Source organism: Faecalibacterium sp. An122 (genome assembly GCF_002160895.1).
In the GTDB taxonomy this organism is placed as follows: Bacteria; Bacillota; Clostridia; order Oscillospirales; family Ruminococcaceae; genus Faecalibacterium.
On sequence record NZ_NFLL01000023.1, the window covers coordinates 23,727 to 44,516 of the forward strand.

A 20,790-nucleotide genomic window follows, 5' to 3' on the forward strand; every position below is an offset into this window, starting at 1 on the left:
CGTAGTTTGAACTGCGGTGGCTGTTCTTGTATTTTATCCCCGTTATGTGATAGCATGGAACCGAACAGACCTACAAATCGGTATTTAGGGAGCAAGTTGATATGAAAATTAAAGAAATCAAGGAGAATAAAAAACAATTTCTTCCGTTGCTGCTATTAGCAGATGAGCAAGAGGATATGATAGACAGGTATATTAATAAGGGGACAATGTATGTTTTGGACGATGATGGAGTTAAGTGCGAATGTGTGATAACAGACGAGGGGAAGGGTGTCCTTGAAATCAAAAACATTGCAACTGAACCAGAATATCAGGGAAAGGGTTACGGTAAAGCACTAATTGACTTCGTTGCTACGACATACAAAGGGAAGTATTCTATATTGCAAGTTGGCACAGGGGATAGTCCGTTGACAATTCCTTTTTATGAGAAGTGTGGATTTATTCGTTCGCATAGCATTAAAAACTTCTTCACGGATAATTATGACCATTCAATATATGAAGCAGGTACTCAACTGGTAGATATGATTTATTTGCAGAAAAAAATATAAATTCCAATTTGTCGAACAGATACTAAGGGCGCACTTCTATACAGGGTAATCCCCATATGTGCGCTCGGTGAGACCGAACACCCCGGACACCTGAATGTCCGGGGTGTTTTGCGTCACTATGTTCCGAGCAAGGGACTGCATCCCTTGCGCCTCGAAAGCGGCTATCCACATAAGGCAAAAGGCGCGACCACTTTCATCACGCCTTTTGCTTTTGTTACTGTCTTACGAACACCCCGCTAACGGCGGGGGCTTTTGTTGTGGGTATCCTTCAAAAAGCGGCAAAGGCTGCGGTTTCGTCCCGGCAGAGGGCGCCCCAGGGACTGGCGGTCAGCCGGGCCAGGGCATGGGCGAACCGCCGGCCGGAACCAGACTGCCGCGGGCAATACAAACAAAAAAACACCCGCTTCGATTGAAGCAGGTGTCTTGGTGGAGATAAGCGGGATCGAACCGCTGACCTCTTGAATGCCATTCAAGCGCTCTCCCAGCTGAGCTATACCCCCATATTCTTGACTGTCTTAAGTGCTGTGCACCGGCGACGTCAGTTATTATAGCAGAGGAGAGGGGGAATGTCAACTGTTTTTCTGCAATTTTTTGCAAAAAAATGCCACCTCCCGGACGGCATCCGGGAAGCGGCGGAAAAACAACGCAGATACAAAAGACCTTGGCTGAATCAGGCGGCAGCCTTTTCCTGCTCCAGGAACAGCTGGGGCGCGGCCTTGTAGATCAGCAGGGCGGCCACCAGGGTGATGATGGTTTCGGGCAGCATGTAGCTGGCGTTGTAGGTCAGGCTGTAGACCCAGGCGGACAGGCCCTCGTTCAGGTTGCCCCAGATCAGCACGCCGGACAGGAAGCTGCACATGAACCGCAGGAAGCCGGCCATGAAGGTGCCCACGGCGATGCCCACCGCCCGGTTGGAGAAGGGACGGGCGAACAGCTCGGCCAGGCCCAGGGCCATGAACGCCAGCACATAGTCCAGCAGCACCTCGCCCAGGAAGTACAGGAAGGTGGGCACCGGGGGAGCCCAGAAGCCCAGCAGCATCTGCAGCAGGCTGTTCACAAAGCCGGTGAACAGGCCCCACTTGACGCCGTGGCGGAAGGACACCAGCACAAAGGGCAGCATGCTCAGCAGGGTGACGCTGCCGCCGTTGGGCATGGTGAAGATGCGGATGTTGGACAGAACGGTGCCCACCGCAATCATCAGGGCGCATTCCACCAGGATGCGGGTCTTGGAATAGGTTTTGGTCATCAGAAATCGCTCCTCAAAAAAGTAGTACACAAAAACAAAAGCGCCCGCTTTGCAGCAGGCGCATGGGGTGTTTACAAAACCGGACGTTCCGCAAACTTACCTACGCCGGCATTACCCGGATCAGGTTGGAGGGTACTCCGCTTGCGCGGATCTCAGCCTTTCGGCGCCCCTGTTTTCATGTCCACCGTCCAGTATAGACAACTGTGGAAAAATGTCAACCCCCGGGACGGGATTTTCTTGCCCCGGGACGGGGGCGCGTTCCCTTTTGGGGCGAAATGCGCTATAATAAAGCCAAAGCCGGCGGCCGGAGGGCCCCGGCACAATCCGAAAAGGCGGTGAAACAATGATCAACATCACAGCGCTGGTGGAAAACACCACCTCCGACGAGCGCCTGGACAAGGAACACGGCCTCTCCCTCTACATCGAGGCCCTGGGCCACAGGATTTTGTTTGACATGGGGCAGACCGATCTCTTTGCCCGCAACGCCGAGGCCCTGGGCATCGACCTGGCGGGGGTGGACCTGGCGGTGCTGTCCCACGGACACTACGACCACGGCGGCGGCCTGGCCCGGTTTCTGGAGCTGAACCAGACCGCCCCGGTCTACCTGAACCAGCACGCCTTTGAGCCCCACTACCACGGGGAGGAGCGGTACATCGGCCTGGACACAGCCCTGGCGGCCAGCCCCCGGCTCCGCTTTGTGGGGGACCGGGAAGAGATTGCCCCCGGCCTGACCCTGGCCACCTGCAACGGCCTGCCCAAGCGGGAGGACCTGGGCAGCTTCGGCCTGACGGTGGAGGAGGACGGGGCGTTCCGGCCTGAGGACTTCCGCCACGAGCACTATCTCCTGATCGAGGACGCCGGGCGGCGGGTGCTGATCAGCGGGTGCTCCCACAAGGGGATTCTGAACATTGTGGACTGGTTCCGGCCGGATGTGCTGGTGGGCGGCTTCCACTTCAACACCATGCCCCTGGACGACGCCCTGGCGGGCTACGCCCGGCAGCTGTCGGCCTACGGCACCGACTTCTACACCTGCCACTGCACCGGCCGCAAGCAGTACGCCTTTATGAAGGAGTACATGGACCATCTGGCCTATCTTTCCACCGGCCAGACCATCCAGGTGTAAAACCCGGCCCGACGGGCCGTTCCCAACAAAAAACACCCCCGGGCGCTGTGGGCGTCCGGGGGTGCGGTGGTTTTGGGGGAACGTTAACGCTTGATGTCGTAGTTCATGTTCATCAGGTTGCGGATGGTGCCCACGTCGTCGGTGATGTTGGCGTCGCCGTGGATGGTGTGCTTGATGGCGCTGCTGGCCACCGCAAAGTTGATGATGTCCATGGCCTTGTAGTTGTGGAGCATGGAGTAGATCAGGCCGCTGGCGAAGGCGTCGCCGCCGCCCACGCGGTCCAGAATGTTGAAGGTGAACAGCTTGCTCTCGAAGGTATGGCCGTCCAGCCACATGAAGGCCTTCAGGCTGTTCTCGCTGCCGCTGTGGGCGTAGCGCACATGGCGGGCGATGCACTTGATGTTGGGGTACCGCTCAATGAACCGCTGGAAGATCTCGTCCTGCTGCTCATAGCTGGGCTGCAGGGGCACGCCGTCCTTCCAGTCGCCCTTGGAATGGTCGTTCTCGTCCTTCCACAGGTGGTAGGGCTCGATGCCCAGCAGCACGTCCACATAGGGCAGGCACTCGGTGCAGAAGTCCCGGGCGTCCTCCCAGCTCCACAGGGAGCTGCGGAAGTTGCCGTCAAAGCTGACGGTCAGGCCCTTTTTCTTGGCGGTTTTCAGCAGGTCCATGGTCAGGGCCCGGCAGTTGGGGGCCAGGGCCGGGGTGATGCCGCTCAGGTGCAGCCAGTCGTAGCCGTCCAGCAGAGCTTCCAGGTCCACCCGGGAGAAATCATACTCGGTGATGGCGCTGTGCTTGCGGTCGTAGGTGACCTTGGACGCCCGGATGCCGTAGCCGGTCTCCAGGTAGTAGGTGCCCAGACGGTGGGTGGGGACATCCTGCTGGGTGGCCAGAATCATGGGGGTGCAGTGGACGTCGTTGGAGCGCAGCATGCGGACCGCGCTCTTGCCCAGGCTGTTGTTGGGCACCACGCTGAAAAAGGTGCTGTCCACGCCCAGGTTGGCCAGCGCCAGGGCGATGTTGGCCTCGCTGCCGCCGTAGCTGGCCTCAAAGCTGGAGGTCATGCGGATTTTTTCGTAGTTCGGCGGGGTCAGACGGAGCATGATCTCACCGCAGGTGATGAATTTCGGCGCGTCGGTATCTCTGCTCAACAGAGGATTGTAGTGTTCCATAGGGCTCCTCCTTCAAGTTCCCGGTGGGCGGGTGCAGGCCCCAAAGGCCGCACTTTCAGTGTTGTATCCATTATATTGCTTTTCGCAGAGAATTTCAAGCAGCTTTCCCAAAACGTTGGAGGCAATGTGCCAAAATTTGTGGAAACCTGCTGTGCATTTGGATCAAAATGCGGGGATTTCCGCGCCGCGACGCCGAAATCCGCCCCTTACACCCCCGTCAGGTCGAAGCTGGGGGTGTATTCCTCCTGGGCGCTGCTCTTCTGCTGCATGTATCCGGTGGTGAGGCCCTTGTCCATGGCGTAGTTCACCACCCGACGGTATTCGTAGGTGGTGATCCGCCGTCCGATGCCGTGTTCGGCGGCCTGATAGAAGGGGGTGAACTGGCTCATGAGGCTGGGCAGGAAACAGCCGGGGCCGGCGTCGTTCCAGGCGGCCATCTGGTCCAGCACCCGGAAACTGTCGTCCGTGTGGCCGGGGATGGCCAGGTGCCGCAGAATTACCCCCCGCTGGAGGATGCCCTCGTCGTCAAAGACGGGGCGGCCCGCCTGGGCCAGCATGGCCTCGATGGCGGCTTTGGCGGCGGCGGGGTAGTCGGGGGCGGCGGACAGGTCGGCCGCCAGGGCAGGGGAGATGTATTTCAGGTCGGCCAGCCAGATGTCGATGTACCCCGCCCAGCGGGCCACGCTCTCGACGGTTTCATAGCCGCCGGTGTTGCAGACGATGGGCAGGTGCAGCCCGGCGGCCCGGGCCTGGTCCAGGGCGGCCATAATCCAGGGCTGCCACTGGCCGGGGGTCACCAGGTTGATGTTGTGGGCCCCCTGGGCCTGGAGGTCCAGGAAAATCCCGGCCAGCCGCTCCACGGTGATTTCCTTGCCGAAGGCCTGGGCGCTGATGGGGTAGTTCTGGCAGTAGCAGCACCGCAGGGCGCAGCCCGAGAAAAACACGGTGCCGCTGCCCCGGGTGCCGCTGATGCAGGGCTCCTCCCAGAAGTGGAGGGCCGCCCGGGCCACTTTCAGGGTGCCGGCGGCGCCGCAGTATCCGGCCCGGCCGGCGGCGCGGTCTGCGCCGCAGCGCCGGGGGCACAGGTCACAGCGGCTGGGGATGGTGAAGGTTGTAGACATAGTGCATAAAGTCCCTTCCAAAAGATTTACGGATTTGACCTGCAAACAGTATACCATTTTTTCTGCCCGGCGTGTTATACTGAGTATTGAAAAAACTTGTATCCTTTGAAAAGAACGGATTGAGAAGCATTGCGCCGTGCTCCGGCGCGCAAGGAGGGATGATCCATGCAGACCGAAACCGACGAAATCCGCAAAAATCTGAAATACCTGAACCTGCTGGCCCGGGACTACCCGTCCCAGGCGGCGGCCGCCAGCGAGATCATCAGCACCCAGGCCCTGCTCAAGCTGCCCAAGGGCACCGAACATTTCATGAGCGACCTCCACGGGGAAAACGAGGCCTTTGTCCACATCCTGAACTCGGCCTCGGGGGTGATCCGGGAGAAGGTGGACGCCGTCCTGGGGGAATCGGTTCCCGCCGAGACCCGGGCCGAGCTGGCCACCCTGATCTATTACCCGGCGGAAAAGCTGCCCCAGCTCAAGGCCCGCCAGCCCAGCCAGTCCGCCCTGGAAAACTGGTACAGCGAAACCCTGCTGCGCCTCATTGACATCTGCCGCCTGGTGTCCTCCAAACACACCCGCAACCACGTCCGGTCCTGCCTGCCCTCGGGCTGCGGCTATGTGCTGGACGAGCTGCTCCACGCCCATTTTGAGGACCACGACAAGGATTTGTATTACGGCCAGATCGTGGGCAGCATCATCGAGAACGGCCGGGCCGACCGGTTCATCACCCGCCTGTGCGAGCTGATCAAGCGGCTGGCGGTGGACAAGCTCCATATTGTGGGGGACCTGTTTGACCGGGGCCCCCGGCCCGACATCATTCTGGACCTGCTGCTGCGGCATCATAGCGTGGATATCCAGTGGGGCAACCACGATGTGGTGTGGATGGGCGCCGCCGCCGGCAGCCCCATCTGTGCCGCCACCGTCATGAAAACCACCCTGGCCTACCACAACCACGGGATGCTGGAGGACATCTACGGCATCAACCTGCGGCATCTCCAGCGGCTGGCCGACCAATACTACGGCCAGGACGACCTGTCCATCTGGATGCCCCACACCGACGCCGCCCGGGGGCCCTACACCGAGGGAATGCTCCACCGCTGCGCCGTCATGCACAAGGCCATCTCCATCATCCTATTCAAGCTGGAGTGCGCCGTCATCGACCGCAACCCCGATTTTCAGATGGAAGGCCGGGACTACCTGCGCCGGATCGACTGGGAGAAGGGGACGGTGAACATCGCCGGGAAGGACTACCCCCTGCGGGACACCAGTTTCCCCACCGTGGACCCCGCCAACCCCGCCGCCCTCAACGAGGACGAGCAGATGGTCATTGACCGGCTGGTGGCCTCCTTCCGCCAGAGCGAAAAGCTCCAGCAGCACGTCCGGTTCCTGTACGCCAAGGGCAGCGTCTACCACATCGAAAACGGCAACCTCCTCTACCACGGGGCGGTGCCCATGACCGAAAAGGGCTCCTTTGCCTCCGAGCGGTTCGAGGGCCGGACCTATTCGGGCCGGGCCCTGATGGACTACTGCGACGAGCGGGCCCGCCGGGGCTACTACAGTCCCGAGGGCAGCGCCGCCCGCCAGAGCGGCCAGGATTTCCTGTGGTATCTGTGGTGCGGCAAGCTGTCGCCCCTGTTCGGCCGCAGCGCCATGACCACCTTTGAGCGGATCTATGTGGCTGACCCCGCCACCCACGCCGAGGTGAAGGACCCCTATTATACCTGGTACAACGATGAGGCCGCCTGCCGGCGGATTCTGTCCGAATTCGGGCTGCCGGGGTCCTGCCATATCATCAACGGCCATGTGCCGGTAAAGGAGAAAAACGGCGAGAGCCCCATCAAGGGGGGCGGCCGGCTGATTGTCATTGACGGCGGGTTCTGCCGGGCCTACCACGAGAAAACCGGCATCGCCGGCTACACCCTGACCTATTCCAGCCGGGATATGTCCCTGCGGACCCATCAGCCCTTCATCAGCGCCGAAAAGGCCATCACCGAAAACATCGACATCGTCTCCCGGGAAAACATCCTGGAACAGGAGAACCACCGGGTGCTGGTGGAGGACATCGACGAGGGCGAGACCCTGCGGGAAAAGGTACATGACCTCAAACAGCTGGTGGCTGCCTATCAGCTGGGCTGGATCAAGGAGGCCGAGGTCCAGGACCGGGTGTGGTAACTGCCTCTTGACGCCCGGAGGAAATATGTGTATTCTGTGTAAAAGAGAGAAAAAATACGAATGAATATGGAGAATCTGGGCAAAACAGAAAATAAGAGCAAACCTCTGGCCTGAAACTTTGCTTTTTTCCTGGAGTTGTGTATAATAGGGTGAGCCGCAAGGGAAACGGCGTGTTTGCGCTGCCCTGAAAATCCGCCTGGCTGTGTACAAAAATCCGGTCTAGGTGCAGGGAACGTGTGCGGCGTGGGACGTTTATTGAATCTGCGGACCCATGAAGGAGATCATTACTTTGGAGAAGTTTGTAATTACCGGCGGCAAGCCCCTGCAGGGCGAAGTCGCTATTTCGGGCGCCAAAAATGCGGCGGTGGGCATCCTGCCCGCCACCATCCTGGCGGCCGGCGTCTGTGTGATCGAGAATCTGCCCAACATCAGCGACGTATCCGTCAGCCTGAACATCCTCAGCGCCCTGGGCGCTCAGGTGCGGATGCTCAACCGCAACACCTACGAGATCGACACCACCCATCTGGTCAGCACCAACGTGCCGGACGACCTGTCCCGGCAGATGCGGGCCAGCTACTATTTCCTGGGGGCGCTGCTGTCCCGCTTTGGCAAGGCCCAGGTGGCCATGCCCGGCGGGTGCAATCTGGGCCCCCGCCCCATCGACCAGCACCTGAAGGCCTTCAGCGCTCTGGGCGCCCAGGACAGTGTGGATTACGGCATGATCACTGTCCGGGCCAAGGAGAAGCTGCAGGGCGCCCGCATCTTCTTTGATAAGGTGAGCGTGGGCGCCACCATGAACGCCATGCTGTCGGCGGTGATGGCCGAGGGCCAGACCATCCTGGAAAACTGCGCCAAGGAGCCCCACGTGGTGGACCTGGCCAACTTCCTGAACATGTGCGGCGCGGACGTCCGCGGCGCCGGCACCGACGTGATTAAAGTGCGGGGCGTCAGCCAGATGCACGGCTGCACCTACAGCATCATCCCCGACCAGATCGAGGCCGGCAGCTATATGGTGGCCGCGGCGGCCACCGGCGGCGACGTGATGATTCACAACGTCACCCCCAAGCACCTGGAACCCATCACCGCCAAGCTGCGGCGCTGCGGGGCCGAGGTGGAGGAGTTTGACGACGCGGTCCGGGTCACCCGCACCGGGCCCATCCTGCCCACCAAGATCAACACCATGCCCCACCCGGGCTTCCCCACCGACATGCAGCCCCTGATGGGCGTGCTGCTCAGCGTGGCCAAGGGCACCAGCACCATCACCGAGGGCATCTGGGACAACCGCTTCCGCTATGTGGATGAACTGCGGAAGATGGGGGCCAACATCCAGGTGGACGGCCAGGTGGCGGTGATCGAAGGGGTGGAGCGGCTGATGCCCGCCCCCCTCCACGCCAGCGACCTGCGGGCGGGCGCGGCCATGGTGGTGGCGGCCCTGATGGCCGACGGCACCAGCGAGATCGAGGAGATCAGCCACATCGAGCGCGGCTACGAAAACATTGTGGAAAAGCTGCAGGGCCTGGGGGCCGACATCCGCAAGGTGGAGCGGGTCCCCGCCGCTCTGGAGCAGGCTCTGTAACAAAACCGAACCAACCCTGAATCCCTGGAGTCGCACCGGCCTGGCGCGGCTCTTTTGATTCGTTGTACACCCAGGGCAGGGAGGGCCCTTTTCCCCCATGGCAGAATTCATCTCGCTTTATTCCGGTTCCTCGGGCAACTGCAGCGTGGTCCGCAGCGGCGGCCGCTGCCTGCTCATCGACATGGGCAAGGGGGTGCGGGTCACCACCGGCGCGCTGCGGGAGGTGGGGATCCAGGCCGCGGACTGCGCCGGCATCCTCATCACCCACGAGCACAGCGACCACGTCAAGGGCCTGGCCACCTTCCTCAAACGGCATCTGCTGCCGGTGTACGGGGCCCAGGCCACCCTGGATGCGCTGGAGGCCGGCGGCGTGCTGCCGGCGGGGTGCCCGGTCCATGTGCTGGACCCCCAGACCGGCGACGAGGAGGAAATCGGCGGGTTCGGGGTGCGGGCTTTCCCCACCAGCCATGACGTGCCCTGCGTGGGCTACCGCATCACCACCCCCGAGGGGAAAGTGATGTCCATTGCCACCGACCTGGGCGTCCTGACCCCGGCGGTCCATGCCGCCCTGGCCGGGTGCGACCTGGTGGCCCTGGAGAGCAACTACGACCCCTACATGCTCCGCAACGGGCCCTATCCCTATTACCTGCGGGCCCGCATCGAGAGCCCCCGGGGCCATCTGTCCAACGACGAGTGCAGCGAAAAGCTGGCCGAGCTGGTGCAGCAGGGCTGCGAAAAGTTCGCCCTGTGCCACCTGTCCCAGGAGAACAACACCCCCGCCCTGGCGCTGCAGACGGTGTTCACCACCCTGGGCGCGGCGGGGGCCGTGCCCGGCAAGGACTGCATCGTCCAGACCCAGCGGCGCAATGAGGTCAGCCCTACGCTGGAATTTTGATCGAAACAGTTGACAAAAACGCTGTACATGCTTATAATTTGAGTGGTGCGGCCGGGGGTGTGGCCCCCTGCCGCCCGCCTGAAATCAAAAAGGTTATTTGGCGATGACAGGGCCAGGAATGTGCGCCCAGCCGTTCAGAGAGAGGGTTTTTCAGCTGTGAGGCCCTCCGGCTGTTCACGTTCCATGCCACCCTCGAGCTCCCGGCGAAACAAGCCGGGCGCGGCGCAGCGTTATTGCGGCAAAAGAGGCGGCAGGCCACCCGGCCCGCCGCAAGTTGGGTGGTACCACGGAGCAGTTACGGCAGCCTTCGTCCCTTGTCGGGGCGGGGGCTGCTTTTGTTTTCGCCGCGCTGCCGTTTATATTCAGGCCCCGCATGGCGGGGCAGAGCAAGGAGAGAATCGTTTATGCAATGGACCGGTTTGAATGAACTGCGTGAAAAATACCTGAGCTTCTTCGAGGGCAAGGGTCATCTGCGCCTGGGCAGCTTCCCCCTGGTGCCCAAGGACGACCCCAGCCTGCTGCTGATCAACAGCGGCATGGCCCCCATGAAGAAGTGGTTCCTGGGCCAGGAGGAGCCGCCCCGCCACCGGGTCACCACCTGCCAGAAGTGCATCCGCACCCCCGACATCGAGCGGGTGGGCATCACCGCACGCCACGGCACCTTCTTTGAGATGCTGGGCAACTTCTCCTTCCAGGATTACTTCAAGGAGGAGGTCATTCCCTGGGCTTGGGAGTTCCTGACCAGCGACGAGTGGATGGCCATCCCCAAGGACAAGCTGTATATCTCGGTCTACCTGGAAGACGACGAGGCCTATGACATCTGGACCCAGAAGGTGGGCATCGCCCCCGACCACATGGTCCGCATGGGCAAGGAGGACAACTTCTGGGAGCACGGCTCCGGTCCGTGCGGCCCCTGCTCCGAGATTTACTTTGACCGCGGCATCGAGTACGGCTGCGGCAAGCCCACCTGTGGCCCCGGCTGTGACTGCGACCGCTATATGGAGATCTGGAACCTGGTGTTCAGCCAGTTCGATTCGGACGGCAAGGGCCACTATGACCGCCTGCCCAAGCCCAACATCGATACCGGCATGGGCCTGGAGCGTCTGGCCTGCGTGATGCAGGGCGTGGGCAACCTGTTTGAGGTGGACACCGTCCAGAGCGTGCTGCACCATGTGGAGCACATCGCCGGCAAGACCTACAAGCAGAACGACAAGACCGACATCTCCATCCGCGTCATCACCGACCACATCCGCAGCTGCACCTTCATGGTGTCGGACGGCATCCTGCCCTCCAACGAGGGCCGCGGCTACGTGCTGCGCCGCCTGCTGCGCCGCGCCGCCCGTCACGGCCGTCTGCTGGGCATCCAGGGCCCCTTCCTGGTGGACCTGGTGGAGACCGTCATCCAGTCCAGCGAGAGCGCATACCCCGAGCTGCGTGAGCACGCCGCCTACATCAAGAAGGTGGTGGGCACCGAGGAGGCCAACTTCGCTCGGACCATCGACGCCGGCATGAACATCCTCAACACCCTCATCGACGGCATCGAGAAGGCCCATCAGCACGTCCTGAGCGGCCTGGATGTCTTTAAGCTGAACGACACCTTCGGCTTCCCCCTGGACCTGACCCGCGAGATCGCCGCCGAGCAGGGCATCGAGGTGGACGAGGAGGGCTTCCACGCCGAGATGACCAAGCAGAAGGAGCGGGCCCGCGCCGAGCGCCTCAAGAAGAATATCTCGGGCTGGAGCGCCGACCTGTTCGGCTCTCTGGAGGCTGCCCCCACCGTCTTTACCGGCTATGACACCCTGAACGACCAGGGCGCCGTGGTGGCCCTGTCGGACGAGGAGACCCTCACCGATGCCATCGCCACCGACGACCAGGCCAAGGAAGGCGTGCTGGTGGTGCTGGACAAGACCCCCTTCTACGCTGAGATGGGCGGCCAGACCGCTGACCACGGCGTCCTCACCGGCGACAACTGCACTCTGCGCGTGCTGGACGTGAAGAAGACCCCCAAGGGCTACTTCGTCCACACCTGCGTGCTGGAGAACGGCTATGTCCGCGTGGGCGACGTGCTGAACGCCCAGGTGGACCGTGAGTACCGCTGGGCCATCGCCCGCAACCACACCGCCACCCACCTGCTGCAGGCTGCCCTGCGGGAGGTCCTGGGCGACCACGTCCACCAGGCCGGCTCCTATCAGGATGCCCATGTGACCCACTTCGACTTCACCCACTTCAGCGCCGTGACCCCCGAGGAACTGGCCCGGGTGGAGCAGATCGTCAACGACAAGATCTATGAGGCCCTGGAGGTCAACGTCCGCAGCATGCCGCTGGACGAGGCCAAGAAGATGGGCGCCATGGCCCTGTTCGGCGAGAAGTACGGCGAGATCGTCCGCGTCGTGGACGTCTGCGGCTGGTCCACCGAGTTCTGCGGCGGCACCCACGTCAAGAACACCGCCCAGATCGGCTGCTTCAAGATTGTCAGCGAGTCCTCTGTGGCCGCCGGCATCCGCCGCATTGAGGCCGTCACCGGCAAGAACCTGCTGATGCGGGCCAACGCCAACGAGCTGACCCTGCGCCAGACCGCCGCCGCCCTCAAGGCCAACAACGTGGCCGACCTGGCCGCCCGCGCCGAGGCCGTCATGGCCGAGAACAAGGCCCTGACCAAGGAGCTGGATAACCTCAAGGCTGAGGTGGCTGCCTCCAAGGTCACCGACCTGTTCAAGAACGCCAACGAGGTCAACGGCGTCAAGATCGTCACCGCCTACTTCACCGGCACCGCCAGTGACACCCTGCGCGGCATGTGCGACACCATCCGCGACAAGGCCGTCAACCCGGTGGTGGCCGTCCTGGTGGGCAGCGACAACGGCAAGACCACCATGGCCGTGGCCGTCAACAAGCTGGCCCAGGCCAAGGGCCTCAAGGCCGGCAACCTGGTCAAGGAGCTGTCGGCCATTGCAGGCGGCAAGGGCGGCGGCAAGCCCGACTTCGCCATGGCCGGCCTGAAGGACGCCACCAAGATCGACGAGGCCCTGCAGGCTGCAGGCGAGGTGGCCGGCCGCCAGATGGCCTGATCCACGGCCCGCGCGCGGCTTTGGACGCCGCGCTGACTGATAACGGCAGAAACCGGCCCCCGGCCGGGCGCTGCCGGCAGATTCACCCACGAAAGGAGCTGTCACAACCATGGATGACTGCCTGTTCTGTAAGATCGCTGCGGGGGAAATTCCCTCCAACAAGCTGTACGAGGACGACCAGCTGCTGGCCTTTTATGACATCGACCCCCAGGCCCCGGTCCACTTCCTGGTCATCCCCAAAAAGCACATTCCCTCGGCCGCAGCCCTGACCGAGGCGGACGGGGCCCTGCTGGGCCACATCTTCGCCACCATCGCCAAACTGTGCAATGACCTGGGCTGCGACGGCGGCTACCGCATCGTGTCCAACGTGGGCGAGGACGCCGGCCAGAGCGTCAAGCACCTGCACTTCCATGTGATGGCCAAGCGCCCCATGGGCTGGCCCGCAGGCTGAGAGCCCAGATCGGAAAAAGGAGAGAATCACAACATGGCTGAAACCTATACTTTGAAGGTCGCGGGCCTGACCCGCGAGCTGACCATCTGCAAGGTGAACGACCACATGGACATTGCGGCCTTCATCATGCTGGGTGACAGTGAGCTGACGGTGGCCGCAGCCGCCGAGCTGCTGAAAAAGTGCCCCGACTTTGACATCCTGCTCACCGCCGAGGCCAAGGGTATCCCCCTGGCCCACGAGATGAGCCGTCAGAGCGGCAAACCCTATGTCTGCGCCCGCAAGAACGTCAAGCTGTATATGAAGGACCCGGTCATCGTGGAGGACCAGTCCATCACCACCGCCGGCAAGCAGAAGCTGGTCATCGACCGCAAGGAGCTGGACCAGATGAGCGGCAAGCGTGTGCTGGTGGTGGATGACGTCATCTCCACCGGCGGTTCCCTGAAAGCCCTGGACGCCCTGGCCGAGCAGACCCACTGCGAGATTGTGGGCCAGGCCGCCGTCCTGGCTGAAGGCGACGCAGCCAAGCGGGAGGACATCATCTTCCTGGAGCCGCTGCCCCTGTTCTTCCATTGATGGGGTGAGGCGGCCGGTCTGCGCACTCTTTGCCGGTGCGCTGAGCGCACAGCTGATCGCTGCTTATGAGCCGCAGGTGACCCTCGGGCCGCTTGCGGCTTTCTTTGTCGGGATCTGCCTGGCGGTGATGCTGCTGGGCGGGCGGCACAGGGGATATGGACCCTGGCTGCTGGCGGGGGCCATGCTGGGCATCGGCTTTACCCTGCGCACCCAGGCCCGGCTGGAAACCCTCACCAGCCGGTACGACAACACCACCGTCCGCCTGGTGGCCAGCGTGGAGGAGGTGCGGGAGGGTTACACCCGGCTGAATGTCCGGGCCAGGCTGCGGGTGGAGAGCGCCCGGGGGCAGGAGGTGTCCTTCTGCTGCTGGTGCGACAACCTGCCGGCCTGTGAGGCCGGGGACCGGATCGAGGGGATTTTCACCCTGGAATCCCCCGGCCAGGAGGACCGTCCCGGCCGCTACGCCGACGAAATCGTCTTTCTGGCCGACTACAGCCAGCAGTTTGCCCGTCTGGGAGAGGCGGAAGGCTTTCGGGCCTGGTCGGCCCGGCTCCAGCAGACCCTCAGCGACGCTCTGTGCAAAGATATGGAAGGGGACGAGGCCGGCGCCCTGGCCGCCATGGTGGTGGGGGACCGCAGCCGGATTTCCACCGAGCTGAACAGCGCCTACCGGGCGGCGGGATTGTCCCATGTGCTGGTGGTCAGCGGAATGCACGTCACCATCCTGTGCGGCATGGGCCTGCCGGCCCTGTGGGATATGAAACGCTGGCTGACGGCAGGGCAGAAGCTGGCCCTGCTGCTGCCGGACAAGCTGGGCTTTAAGCTGTACCGGCGGTTCGGGGTGCGGCTGGCCCAGATGCAGCTGCGTCCCGCCCGGCCCATGGAGGGCTGTTTCAGCCGGCGCAGGGTCTGGGCTTTGCGGCTGCGGGCCCTGGGGCCGGTGGCTCTGGCCGTCCTGCTGACCGGCATCACCGGCTTTACCCCGTCGGTACTCCGGGCCGCCGCAGCGGTGGCCATCGGGGCCTTTGGGGTGTGGGTCATGGCTCCCGCCGACGCCATGACCAGTCTGGCCCTGGCCGGGCTGGGGATGAGCGCCTTCAACAGCTACGCCGTCTGCGACGTGGGCTTTGAACTGTCCTATGCGGCGGTGATGGGCACCCTGGCAGGGGCGGCCCTGGCCCGCCGCCGCACCCAAAGGCTGAACGACCGCCCGGCCTTTCGCCGGGAGGGGATGGGACAAGCGCCCCTGATCCAGCGGGCGGCTCTGCGGCTGGCGCGGGCGGTCTGGACCACAGGATGCATCTCCCTGTGCGCCTCGGCGGCCACCTTCCCGGTGCTGGTTCTCCGGGGGATGAGCACCAGTCCCTATGCGCTCATATCGGGTGTGGCCGTCCTGTGGATGGTGCAGCCCATGATGATTCTGGGCATCCTGGCGGCCCTCACCGGGCTGGTGCCGGCACTGTACCCGATCTATCATCTGCTGGCGATGGGAGCCGGAGCTCTGGCCCGGCTTCTGAACGCCTGGGTGGAGATGGTGTCCCAGTGGCCCGGGGCCCAGATGGCCTTTGACAGCCGCTATGCCGCCGCAGTGAGCCTGATCCTGATGGGCCTGTGCTACCTGGCCTATCAGGGACGGGTGCGGGCCCGGTTCTGGGTGCCGGCGCTGGTGCTGGCGGCTGCGGTGGGGATCGGCGGGGCGGTGGTCCTGAGCCGGGATGTGGTGCAGGTGGCCCTGGTGGGCAGCGCCCAGACCCCCTCGGTGATCCTGACCCAGAACGGCCAGACGGTGGTTCTCTACCGGGGCGGCAGCAGCGGCCGCACCGCGGTGGAGGGCTGGCTGGAAAGTCACGGCCTGTCCCAGCCCTGCCTGCTGGTGGATTTGCGCAGCGAACCCTCCCGGGTGACCCGCCCCGAGGCGGACCGGGTGATTCTGGCGTCGGGGCTGGGAGATTATGCCACCTACCGGGGCCAGCGGGGCGATATGAAAGTGGAAGTCCTCTGCCTGCCCCAGGGCCGGGCCGCCCTTGTGACGGTGGGCCGGTGGCGGCTGGCAGCGGTCAACGGCACCTTTGAGCTGGCCCAAACCATGGAGGTGGACTGGCTGCTGGCCTCACCCTCCGACCCGTCGGCCTTCCGGTGGGAAGGGGTGCTGGCGCTCAAGGAATACGACTGGATGGACCCGGATACGCCCCGGGCGTCCGGGCTGCTGCTGCGGCCGGGCGGGGGCGTGCGGGTCCGGCAATGACAAAGGAGGCGAGGCGCGATGCCCGCAGAAACCAAGCTGGCGGTCCTGGCGGAACAGGGCTGCCCGGTGTTCTATTTTTACTCCACCGAGAAATATCTGGTGCACCAGGCGGTGCAGGCGGCCTGCCGCCTGCTGGCCCAGGGGGCAGAGGAGGAGATGACGGTGCTGGACGGGGCGGCTCCCGACGTGGAGCAGCTGGTGATGGCAGCGGGCACCATCTCGTTTTTCGGCACCCGGCGTGTGGTCTGCCTGCCCGAGGTGGACCCCGGGGCCTACAGCGAAAAAGACCTGGAAGCCTTCATGGACACGGTGGCCAGCCTGGAAAACGCCGTGCTGGTGCTGGGCAGCGTCTTTGAGGCCGAGCGCACCGGCAAGGCCAAGCCGGGCAAACGGGCCCAGCGGCTGATTGCCCAGTGCAAAAAGCTGGGCTGGGCCGAGGAACTGGCCAAGCCCGGCTCCGCCCAGCTGCGGCAGATGATGACCGACCGGGCCCAGGCTCAGGGGGCCGAACTGACCGGCCCGGCGGCGTCGGCCCTGCTGGACCGCTGCGGCGAGGACCCCTACCTGCTGGAAAACGAGGTGGACAAGCTGGCGGCGGCCTCGGGCTACCGCACCATCACCCCGGCCCTGGTGGCCGACATGGGTGTGGTGAGCCTGGAGGCGGACGTCTTTGAGATGGTGCGGATGGTGACCGCCCGCAACGCGGCCGCCGCCTGCAAGAAACTGCAGGTTCTGCTGCGGCTGCAGCAGGAACCCATCGCCATCACCGCCGCCCTGATCGGCAGCTATGTGGACCTGTACCGGGTCAAGCTGGGCCAGCAGAACAAAAAGAACTACACCGCCGTGTTCAAGGACTTCGGCTACAAGGGCAGTGATTTCCGGCTCAAGCGGTCGGCCCAGACGGCGGCAGGCTACACCCTGCCCCAGCTCAAGCGGTGCCTGAATATCCTGCTGGAGCTGGACAAAAACCTCAAGGGCCAGCCGGTGAACCCCCAGGTGCTGCTGGAAATGGCCCTGTGCCGCCTGGCCATGGAAGGAGGCAGCCGATGAGCGAACGTCTGCATACCGGCCGGGTGCTGGTGGTGGAGGGCAAGTACGACGCCGCCCGCCTGGCCGGCCTCACCGACGCCATGATCCTGCTGACGGGCGGGTTCGCGGTGTTTTCGGACAAAAAACGCCAGCGGCTTCTCAAGCAGCTGGCAGAGCAAAACGGCCTGATCCTCCTGACCGACTCGGACAAGGCGGGGTTCCAGATCCGCACCTACATCACCAACCTGGTGGGGGAGGAACACGTGGTCCAGGCCTATGTCCCGGCCATGCCGGGCAAGGAGCGCCGCAAGGCCGCCCCCGGCAAGGAGGGTCTGCTGGGGGTGGAGGGGGTGCCCGACGAGGTGATCCTCCGCAGCCTGCGGCAGGCTCTGGGCAGCGAGGCCGACCGGCCCGCCGCCCCCCGAACGGGCCGGGCCGTCACCTACACCGACCTGTACGACTGGGGCCTGTCGGGTACCGCAGGGGCCGCCGAGCGGAAATACCGGCTGCTGGGGGCCCTGGGGCTGCCGCCGAGGCTTTCCAAAAAGGAAATGCTGGAGGTATTCAACCGGCTGTATACCTTTGAACAGCTGGACCGCCTGCTGCAGCAGCTGGAAGAACCCGAATCCTGAACAAAACAAACGCCCGGGCCTTTCCCGCAAAAGGGGATAGGCGCCGGGCGCTTTTGTGTGTTGGGCAGGATTCAGCCCGAGATGGCGTTCTCGATGACGCGGCAGAGCAGGGCCAGGTCGGAACCGGCCAGCAGCTCAAACTTGACGGCTCCCAGGCCGGAATACCACAGCTGCAGCTCGCCGTCCAGATCGCCCATGCCGGCGGACTCGATGGCGTAGGCCTGCACCCGGCGGTAGGGCAGGGAGGTGAAGGACTTTTTCATCCCGGTGACCCCCTGGACGTTGATGGCGATGACCCGGCGGTCGGTAAAGACGACGCCGTCCCGGACGCTCTGGAAGGCCTGGACCACCTGTTCACCGGGGGTGAGCAGAGGCTGGATCAGGCGCTCCAGCTTGGAGTCGTTGACCGGGCGCAGTTTGAGGAAGGACGGGTTTTCAAAATCAATCATGGCGGACACCTCTTTCGTTGGATGGTTAGGGTGAGTATAACAGATTCAGACGCCGGGGGCAACCCCGGCCAAAAGGTCCAGCGCCTGCCGGAAATCCCTCCGGCGCAGTCCCCGCATGCTGTCCACCTCCACCAGCCGGGCTTTCAGGGCCGGCGTGCCGGTGAACTCGTCGGGCCGGTCGTCCAGGATGACAAAGCCGGCGCCGGGGTGCTGTTCCAGCCAGGCGGCGATCTCCTCCCCCTTGCTCCGGCCCAGAATGGGGGCCAGATCCCATACCGGGGTGCCGTTGGCCTCCAGGGTGCGGTAGAAGTGGTCCCGGATGGCCTGCATGAAAGGGTCGTCGTCCTCAAAGCTGTACCGCCAGGAGGAGGACAACACCACCCGGGCGCCGGTGCGCCGCACCAGCCGGCGCAGCAGCCCCAGGGCGATGGGGTCAAAGAAGGGCCGCTCCATGGGCCGGCGGAACAGCCAGTTCAGCCGGACGCTGAGGGGCGTGCAGAGAACGCCGTCGATATCCAGGAAAATCACCGTCATAACAGGGCCTCCGTCGGGGTGGGCAGGTGCTGGCTTTATTGTAGCACGGCCCGGCCCCGCCGGCAACTGCCGATTGACGAAACGCCCCAAACGCGGTATACTATAGAGCAGTGCCGGGGTGTTGCGCAGTTGGTAGCGCGCCTGCTTTGGGAGAATACGCCCGGGCCACCCCACAACTTCATATCCGGGTGTAGCGCAGCTGGTAGCGCGCCTGCTTTGGGAGCAGGATGCCGCAGGTTCGAATCCTGTCACTCGGACCACCTTTCTTAGAAAAACCGCCTAAATAGGCGGTTTTTCTGCGTTTTTAGTTTGAATTTTACTGTTTTAGCGTTTGCTGTTTTGAGGTGGTTCAAAGAGTGCAATATCGGCGGGCGCATGAGTGAGCGTAGCGGCTGAAACCGCTAAATCCCTAACCCATCCCTAATTGGCAGAAAGCCAAAAGTATATGCTACTAATCTTGTCTTTCTGCACTTTATAGGATATACTCATTTGGGAGGGTTGTGATATGGAGTTAACCATTAAAATTCAAGGTGATAGCGAAGGGTATGTCACTTTTGAGTGCCCATTTTGTGGCTCAGAATTTAAACTTCAAGCTGGAGAATATCAGGATGATGAACACCCGTTTGAAGATTTATTCTGCCCCTATTGCGGCCTTACACGATATAAGAACGCATTTCTTTCCCACGAGGTAATTGAGCAGGCTCAGGCAATGGCATACAATTATGCTGTCGAGGAACTCAACAAGGCTTTTGGTAAGATGGCAAAATCTATTAATAGATCTAAAGGCATAATCAAGATGAAGTATCGTCCGCTAAAAAAAGTAGCAACGAAGGAATTGAAGGATAAAGACACATCAGAGGTAGAATTCAACTGTACTTGTTGCAATCGGCATGTTAAGGTCCTGTACTGTGCTGGTGTGTCCAAAATATTTTGTCCGTACTGTGGGGTGGATATATGATTACTCTTCGTGAACTCAGAACAATTAGTCTTGAATTTAGACGTGTATCAAGTAATTTTTTAAACTGCGATGATGATACAGCGGATGTTGCATTGATCCGTTTTTATTCTTATTTGACTAAAACGGAATGGATTCAGGATTTAATCTCAGATATCCTTACCACTACAGAATTTGATTTCAGAGACTGCTTCCCGGAGCATAGTGATGATTGGTTTGAGGCATCTATTCCAGTAGATGAAAAGCAACATTTCAAAGCTCAATTTGATTATCTCTCTTTTCTTGCTGGGCGGACTCCAGTGAATGTGTTGGGTGAGGCAATGCACTATTATCACTCTGCAAAAAAGTTTTCGGAAATAATCCAGTCCTTTGTTTGCAACACATTTAAACCAATGATTGACTACATTAACGATGCTATTTCCATGGAGATGATAGTTTTAGAAGCAGAAACGAAGTTGCCCGTTCCCACAGTGTATCAAACTATTGAAAACAACTATGGTACTGCAAATGCACAGGGAACAGGAAACATAACTTCTTCTAATATCAGCACATCCACCGTGTCGGATATCACAGATTTGCTTGCAAAAATTCTTCCGTCCCTGGATTTGTTGTCTGATGTCCCTCAGGATGAAATTGATAATGTCAAAGACGATTTAGAGTCTGTTGAAGAACAGCTCACTTCTGCCGCTCCCAAGAAAAAAAGACTGCAAAAGGCAGTGGATGGAATCAAAAAGTTTCTTTCAGATTTTTCTATGAAAGTTGCTGTTTCCGTAGCTGCAGGAGCTGTGACCAGCGCAGATTGGTTCATGCTTATTCAGAAGTTGGAAGAGTATATCAGTAGCATTGGATAATCTCATCTCAAATCCGTTGCCCTTAGGTGAACTTTTACCTAGGGTGTATCTGAAAACTCAAAAACGCCCAAAAAAGTGTTAAAAAGACAAGAAAAAGACATAAAAGGATTCTATCATAGGCAGTGCAAGGAAGTGATAGCATGACGATTCATCGTT

At 61.6% G+C, this 20,790-nt stretch carries 18 protein-coding genes, 2 tRNA genes and 1 riboswitch; of the genes, 14 read left to right on the top strand and 6 right to left on the bottom strand.

All coding sequences use genetic code 11. The features are described 5' to 3' along the window. The first annotated feature begins 101 nt into the window (after positions 1-101). Positions 102-545, top strand: coding sequence for a GNAT family N-acetyltransferase (locus tag B5E67_RS11905; RefSeq protein WP_087182454.1), 444 nt, complete (start codon positions 102-104; stop codon positions 543-545). A 424-nt stretch (positions 546-969) separates the two neighbouring features. Here the strand turns inward: B5E67_RS11905 and B5E67_RS11910 are convergent. Next, positions 970-1,045 (bottom strand) — tRNA-Ala (locus tag B5E67_RS11910). A 170-nt stretch (positions 1,046-1,215) separates the two neighbouring features. Further along, complete coding sequence (gene thiT, locus B5E67_RS11915) at positions 1,216-1,791, bottom strand: energy-coupled thiamine transporter ThiT (protein WP_087248526.1); 576 nt, start codon at positions 1,789-1,791, stop codon at positions 1,216-1,218. Between the two features lie 79 nt (positions 1,792-1,870). Further along, a riboswitch (TPP riboswitch) is annotated at positions 1,871-1,972 on the bottom strand. A 162-nt stretch (positions 1,973-2,134) separates the two neighbouring features. Between thiT and B5E67_RS11920 the strand changes: the two genes are divergently transcribed. Next, complete coding sequence (locus B5E67_RS11920) at positions 2,135-2,914, top strand: MBL fold metallo-hydrolase (RefSeq protein ID WP_087385479.1); 780 nt, start codon at positions 2,135-2,137, stop codon at positions 2,912-2,914. 83 nt (positions 2,915-2,997) lie between these two features. On the opposite strand, the gene B5E67_RS11925 is transcribed toward B5E67_RS11920, so the two are convergent. Beyond that, entirely contained in the window at positions 2,998-4,086 is a 1,089-nt protein-coding gene (locus B5E67_RS11925) for a sugar kinase (RefSeq protein WP_087385480.1), read from the bottom strand. A gap of 206 nt (positions 4,087-4,292) precedes the next feature. Next, positions 4,293-5,207 (bottom strand): radical SAM protein, encoded by a 915-nt coding sequence (locus tag B5E67_RS11930; protein WP_087385481.1) that lies wholly within the window; start codon positions 5,205-5,207, stop codon positions 4,293-4,295. Positions 5,208-5,372: 165 nt separating this feature from the next. On the opposite strand from B5E67_RS11930, the gene B5E67_RS11935 reads away from it, so the two are divergent. From B5E67_RS11935 to B5E67_RS11975, 9 genes are all read left to right on the top strand, one after another. After that, a complete protein-coding gene (locus tag B5E67_RS11935; protein WP_087248517.1) occupies positions 5,373-7,379 on the top strand; it encodes a fructose-1,6-bisphosphatase in 2,007 nt (668 codons plus the stop codon). 289 nt (positions 7,380-7,668) lie between these two features. Then, on the top strand, positions 7,669-8,955 hold the full coding sequence (locus B5E67_RS11940) for a UDP-N-acetylglucosamine 1-carboxyvinyltransferase (RefSeq protein ID WP_143405427.1): 1,287 nt from the start codon (positions 7,669-7,671) through the stop codon (positions 8,953-8,955). Between the two features lie 97 nt (positions 8,956-9,052). Beyond that, the gene (locus tag B5E67_RS11945) at positions 9,053-9,850 is read left to right on the top strand and encodes an MBL fold metallo-hydrolase (protein ID WP_087385482.1); all 798 of its coding nucleotides are present in this window, start codon (positions 9,053-9,055) and stop codon (positions 9,848-9,850) included. A 404-nt stretch (positions 9,851-10,254) separates the two neighbouring features. Next, positions 10,255-12,915: an alanine--tRNA ligase gene (gene alaS / locus B5E67_RS11950; protein ID WP_087385483.1), complete on the top strand. Its 2,661-nt coding sequence runs from the start codon at positions 10,255-10,257 to the stop codon at positions 12,913-12,915. Positions 12,916-13,024: 109 nt separating this feature from the next. Then, positions 13,025-13,366: a histidine triad nucleotide-binding protein gene (locus tag B5E67_RS11955; protein WP_087248509.1), complete on the top strand. Its 342-nt coding sequence runs from the start codon at positions 13,025-13,027 to the stop codon at positions 13,364-13,366. A 33-nt stretch (positions 13,367-13,399) separates the two neighbouring features. Beyond that, the gene (locus B5E67_RS11960; RefSeq protein ID WP_087248507.1) at positions 13,400-13,939 is read left to right on the top strand and encodes a phosphoribosyltransferase family protein; all 540 of its coding nucleotides are present in this window, start codon (positions 13,400-13,402) and stop codon (positions 13,937-13,939) included. 76 nt (positions 13,940-14,015) lie between these two features. Then, positions 14,016-16,184 carry a ComEC/Rec2 family competence protein gene (locus B5E67_RS11965; RefSeq protein ID WP_087385484.1) on the top strand — a complete coding sequence of 723 codons (2,169 nt, stop codon included), beginning with the start codon at positions 14,016-14,018 and terminating at the stop codon, positions 16,182-16,184. A gap of 18 nt (positions 16,185-16,202) precedes the next feature. After that, on the top strand, positions 16,203-17,234 hold the full coding sequence (holA, locus tag B5E67_RS11970; RefSeq protein ID WP_087385485.1) for a DNA polymerase III subunit delta: 1,032 nt from the start codon (positions 16,203-16,205) through the stop codon (positions 17,232-17,234). Further along, positions 17,231-17,845 (top strand): DUF4093 domain-containing protein, encoded by a 615-nt coding sequence (locus B5E67_RS11975; protein ID WP_087385486.1) that lies wholly within the window; start codon positions 17,231-17,233, stop codon positions 17,843-17,845. The genes holA and B5E67_RS11975 overlap by 4 nt, the downstream gene beginning before the upstream one ends. 71 nt (positions 17,846-17,916) lie before the next feature. Here the strand turns inward: B5E67_RS11975 and B5E67_RS11980 are convergent, their stop codons facing one another. Together B5E67_RS11980 and B5E67_RS11985 are read right to left on the bottom strand one after the other, a co-directional pair. After that, positions 17,917-18,294: a PH domain-containing protein gene (locus B5E67_RS11980; protein ID WP_087247936.1), complete on the bottom strand. Its 378-nt coding sequence runs from the start codon at positions 18,292-18,294 to the stop codon at positions 17,917-17,919. A 45-nt stretch (positions 18,295-18,339) separates the two neighbouring features. Then, a complete protein-coding gene (locus B5E67_RS11985) occupies positions 18,340-18,828 on the bottom strand; it encodes an HAD domain-containing protein (protein WP_087247934.1) in 489 nt (162 codons plus the stop codon). Between the two features lie 184 nt (positions 18,829-19,012). Here B5E67_RS11985 and B5E67_RS11990 point away from each other — a divergent pair. The 3 genes from B5E67_RS11990 (at position 19,013) to B5E67_RS12000 (ending at position 20,634) form a co-directional block, all read left to right on the top strand. After that, positions 19,013-19,088 (top strand) — tRNA-Pro (locus tag B5E67_RS11990). Positions 19,089-19,333: 245 nt separating this feature from the next. Next, positions 19,334-19,786, top strand: a complete 453-nt coding sequence (locus B5E67_RS11995) for a hypothetical protein (protein WP_087385487.1) — start codon at positions 19,334-19,336, stop codon at positions 19,784-19,786. Beyond that, positions 19,783-20,634, top strand: coding sequence for a hypothetical protein (locus B5E67_RS12000; RefSeq protein WP_143405428.1), 852 nt, complete (start codon positions 19,783-19,785; stop codon positions 20,632-20,634). Before B5E67_RS11995 ends, B5E67_RS12000 begins: the two co-directional genes overlap by 4 nt. Positions 20,635-20,790: the final 156 nt, after the last annotated feature.